The organism is Sandarakinorhabdus oryzae (assembly GCF_009733735.1).
Lineage (GTDB): Bacteria > Pseudomonadota > Alphaproteobacteria > Sphingomonadales > Sphingomonadaceae > Sandarakinorhabdus > Sandarakinorhabdus oryzae.
On record NZ_WNJP01000196.1, the window covers coordinates 1 to 4,739 of the forward strand.

The 4,739-nt window shown below is 67.9% G+C and carries 4 protein-coding genes; 3 read left to right on the forward strand and 1 reads right to left on the reverse strand.

Features of this window, described 5'->3' with window-relative positions; translation table 11 throughout:
- On the reverse strand, positions 1 to 912 hold a 912-nt coding region (gene xseA, locus GJ693_RS13945), incomplete at its 3' end, for an exodeoxyribonuclease VII large subunit (protein ID WP_156256884.1).
- Positions 913 to 988: 76 nt separating this feature from the next.
- Between xseA and purD the strand changes: the two genes are divergently transcribed.
- The 3 genes from purD to GJ693_RS13960 all read left to right on the forward strand — a co-directional run.
- A complete protein-coding gene (gene purD / locus GJ693_RS13950) occupies positions 989 to 2,245 on the forward strand; it encodes a phosphoribosylamine--glycine ligase (RefSeq protein ID WP_156256885.1) in 1,257 nt (418 codons plus the stop codon).
- 24 nt (positions 2,246 to 2,269) lie between these two features.
- Complete coding sequence (locus tag GJ693_RS13955; protein ID WP_156256886.1) at positions 2,270 to 3,340, forward strand: phosphotransferase family protein; 1,071 nt, start codon at positions 2,270 to 2,272, stop codon at positions 3,338 to 3,340.
- Positions 3,341 to 3,378: 38 nt separating this feature from the next.
- Positions 3,379 to 4,739 (forward strand): M20/M25/M40 family metallo-hydrolase (locus tag GJ693_RS13960; protein WP_156256887.1); only part of this gene is annotated, 1,361 nt, incomplete at its 3' end.

Below are 4,739 nucleotides of genomic sequence, written 5' to 3' on the forward strand. Positions count from 1 at the left end.
GCCCACGCTGCGCTCGCGCCGCAACTTCCAGCCGCGCACCACCGACTCGTCAAGCCGGCCGGCCATCATGGCGACCGAGGCGGCCAGTTCGGCGCGCACCGGCACGGCGCGTTCGGCGGCGGCGGTGGGCGTGGGGGCGCGCCAGTCTGACGCGTAATCAATCAGGGTCGTGTCGGTCTCGTGGCCAACGGCGCTGATCAGCGGGATCTGGCTGGCGGCGGCGGCGCGCACGACATTTTCCTCGTTGAAGGCGGCCAGATCCTCGATGGAGCCGCCGCCGCGCGCGACGATGATCAGATCGGGGCGCGGGATCGGGCCATCGGCGGGAATGGCGTTGAAACCGGCGATGGCGGCAGCGACCTGCGCAGCCGATCCTTCACCCTGCACCGCCACCGGCCACACCAGCACGCGGCGCGGGAAACGATCGGCCAGCCGGTGCAATATGTCGCGAATCACCGCGCCAGTGGGGCTGGTGACGACGCCGATGACGCCGGGCAGCCACGGCAATTGCTTCTTGCGCGCCGGATCGAACAGGCCTTCGGCCTGCAGCTTCAGCCGCCTGGCCTCGATCTGGGCGAGCAGGGCGCCGACGCCGGCCGGCTCCATCGATTCGACGATCAGCTGATATTTGGAGCGGCCGGGATAGGTGGTGAGCTTGCCGGTGACGACAACTTCCAGGCCATCTTCGGGCCGGAAGCTAAGCGTCGCCGCCGGTCCGCGCCACATGGCGAGATCGATGAGCGCACGTTCGTCCTTCAAACTGCCATACCAGTGGCCGCTGGACTGGCGGCGGAAGCCGGACAGCTCACCGCGCACGCGCACCTGGCCAAAGGCGGTCTCCACCGTGCGCTTCAGGGCGCCGGCGATCTCGCTGACGCTGTATTCGGGGGTGTTGTCGGGCGCTTCGATCACAAGCCCTTCCTTAAACCTTGGATGGCGACCGGGAAACTGCCTTGCCGCGACATTTTGGCATGATAGGGAAGAGGCCATGAGTGCTTGCCCCGACTCCGTTGACATCTTGGTGCTGGGCGGCGGTGGCCGCGAGCACGCGCTGTGCTGGAAACTGCGCCAATCGCCGCGCTGTGGCCGGCTGGTCTGCGCGCCGGGCAATGCCGGCATCGCCGAGGTGGCGCAGTGCGTGGCGCTGGATGCGAATAACCCCAAGGCCGTGGTCGATTTCGTGGCGGCCAACGGCATCGCGCTGGTCGTCGTTGGCCCGGAAGCGCCTTTGGTGGCCGGTGTCGCCGATGCGCTGCGCGCCGCCAATGTGCCGGTGGTCGGGCCCTCTGCGGCGGCGGCGGAGCTGGAGGCCTCCAAGGGCTTCACCAAGGATCTGTGCGCCGCCAATGCCATCCCCACGGCCCGCTTCCGGCGCTTCGCCACCTCGGCCGATGCCCATCATTATGTCGCTGTCCACCCGCTGCCGGTGGTGGTGAAGGCCGATGGCCTCGCCGGCGGCAAGGGCGTGACCGTGGCCGAGAGCAACGAGGAAGGCCTCGCCGCGCTGGCCGAGATCCACGGCCCGGTGGTGGTGGAACAATGCCTGGAAGGGCCGGAAGCCAGCCTGTTCATCCTGACCGATGGCGAGACGGTGCGCGTGCTGCCGACCGCGCAGGATCACAAACGCCTGCGCGATGGCGATGAAGGGCCGAACACCGGTGGCATGGGCGCCATCTCGCCGTCCCCACGCCTCACCCCGACGCTGCAGCAACAAGCGATGGAGCGCATTGTGCTGCCGACGCTGAAGGCCATGCGGGAGCGCGGCACCCCGTTCCAGGGCTTTCTCTATGCCGGGCTGATGCTGACGGCTGAAGGCCCGATGCTGATCGAATACAACGTGCGGCTCGGCGATCCCGAGGCCCAGGTGCTGATGCTGCGGCTGGAATCGGATGCGGTCGAACTGATGTGGGCGGCAGCGACCGGCAGCCTCGCAGATGTCGATCCGGCGTGGAGCAGCGATGCCGCGGTCACGGTGGTGATGGCGGCCAAGGGTTATCCGTGGAAGCCGGTGGCTGGCACGGTGATTGATGGTCTGGCAGCAGCCGAAGCGCTGGGCGTCCGGGTGTTCCACGCCGGCACCAGGCGCAGCGAGGATGGCCGTCTGGTCGCCGCCGGTGGCCGGGTGCTCAACATCACCGCGCTGGGCCATGATATTTCCGAGGCGCGCGCGCTCGCCTATGCCGCTATTCGCAAGATCAGGTGGCACGGCGGCCATTTCCGGCGGGATATTGGCAAGACCGCCTGATTCCGCCGTTTCGGGAGAGGCGCGATGAGCGATCGGCAGGAGCAATTTTCGGGCACCAGCGCGGTGCGGCCCGGCCAGGAGATCGATTCCGGCCGCCTCGCGGAGTGGATGCAGGCCAATGTCGAAGGCTATGCCGGCCCACTGACCATCGAACAGTTCAAGGGCGGGCAATCCAACCCGACCTACAAGCTGATCACGCCCAATCAGAATTATGTGCTGCGAAGGAAACCGCCCGGCCAACTGCTGCCCTCGGCCCACGCCGTGGACCGCGAATACAGGGTGATCACCGCGCTCTACGCGCAGGGCTTCCCGGTCGCGCGCACCTTCGGCCTGTGCCAGGACAATGACGTGATCGGCACCTGGTTCTACATCATGGATTGTGTCGATGGCCGGGTGATCTGGGACACGACCTTCCCCAGCGTGCCCAAGCCCGAACGCCGCGCCTATTTCGACGCCATGAACAAGACGATGGCCGAACTGCACATGATCGATCCGGTGGCTGCGGGCCTCGGCGATTTCGGCAAGCCAGGCAATTATTTCGCGCGGCAAATTGCCCGCTGGTCCAAGCAATATCTCGAAGATGTCGATGCCGGGCGTTACGGCCCGATGGACAAATTGGTTGAATGGCTGCCCGCCAATATCCCGCCCGGCGATGAAGTGGCCGTTGTCCATGGCGATTACCGCTGTGACAACATGATCTTTCACCCGACCGAGCCCAAGGTGCTGGCGGTGCTGGACTGGGAACTCTCGACGCTCGGCCATCCTCTGGCGGACTTTTCCTATCACCTGATGATGTACCGCATGCCGCCCAGCACCACGACCGGGCTGGTGGGCAATGATCTGGAAGCGATGGGCCTGCCATCGGAAGCCGAATATATCGATGCCTATTGCCGGCGCACCGGGCGCGACGGCATCCCGGACATTGATTTCTATGTTGCGTACAACATGTTCCGGCTGGCCGGCATCATCCATGGCATCAAGGGCCGGGTGATCCGCGGCACCGCCACCTCGGCGCACGCCCGCAAGAGTGCCGAAGGCTTCGAGGCGCTGGCCGATCTGGCCTGGAACCAGGCGCAGAAGCTGGGCGCGAAGTAGGGCTTGCGGCCCGGCGGTCGCCGGGCCACGCTGGCCCCATGAACCGCTGGGCGCTTTTCCTCCTCACTCTCGCGGCCGGGCTGCTGCTCGGCTGGTGGACAATTCAGACGCCAAACCCGCTTGGCGCCAGGGCCCCGGCCGACCGGTTCAGCGCCGGCCGCGCCATGGCCGATGTGCGCCTGCTGGCAAGCGCGCCCCATCCCACCGGCAGTCCCGCCAACCTCGCCGACATCGCCACGCTGGAACGCCGGCTGGCTGCGCTGGGCTTCACCAGCCGCCGCGTTATCACACCGCTGCCGGAACGTCCGGCGCAGCGGCTGGCGAAATGGGGTGGCAACCCGGCAGCCCCTGCCATCAGCCTGATCGCCACCCGCCCCGGTCGCGACCGAGCCGCGCCAGCCATCGCCCTGATGGCGCACCATGATTCGGTGTGGGCCTCCCCCGGCGCTGCCGATGATATCGCCGGGGTCGCCGCCGCACTGGAAGTCGCCCGCGCCATCCCGCAAGCGACGCAACACCGCGACCTGGTGTTGATCCTCACCGATGGCGAGGAACTGGGACTGGTTGGCGCCCGCGCCATCTTTGCGCCCGGCGCTGCCGCCGATCCAATTGCCGCCCGCATCGGCATCACCATCAACCTGGAAGCCCGCGGCGGCGGTGGCCGCGCCATGATGTTCCAGACCGGGCCGTTGAACGGCGCACTCGTGCGCCGGCTGGCCGCTGTCGCGCCCGGCGCATCGGCCAGCAGCCTGGCCGTCACCTTGTATGAAAGCCTGCCCAACGACACGGATTTCACGCCGGTGAAGAACCGCGGCCAGGCTGGGCTGAACTTCGCCTTCATAGGCGATGCCTGGGGCTATCACAGCCCGTTGATGACGCCCGACCGGCTGGACCAGGGCGCGCTGCAGCATTTGGGGGACAGCGCGCTGGCCATCACCCGCGACCTGGTGACCGCGCCGGCCCTGCCGGACCGCAGCGCCAATGCCGTCTTCGCCAGCGCGCCGTTTGTCGGCATCATCGTCTATGCCCCGGCTGCCGGCTGGGGGCTGCTGGCAGCCAGTGCCGGGCTGCTGCTGCTCGCGGGTTGGTGGCGGCGGGCTGAATGGTCCGTGGGCGGGATGTTGCTGGCGCTGGGGCAGGCATTGCTCTGCCTCATCCTCACCGGCCTCCTGATGTTCGGGCTCAACCTGCTGTCGGGCAGCGTCGGCAGCGAATATTATGACCGGCTGGCGGCACTGCCACGGCTGGAGGCGGTGGCCGCGTTGGCCGTGCTCGGCGTGCTGCTGTTCCTCGCCGCTGCGCCTGCCGGCCGAAGCTGGGACCGCTGGCTGAGCGCGACCGGCCTGTGCCTGGCCGCCGCGCTGGGCGCGCAAATCATCCTGCCCGGTGCTGGCCCGGT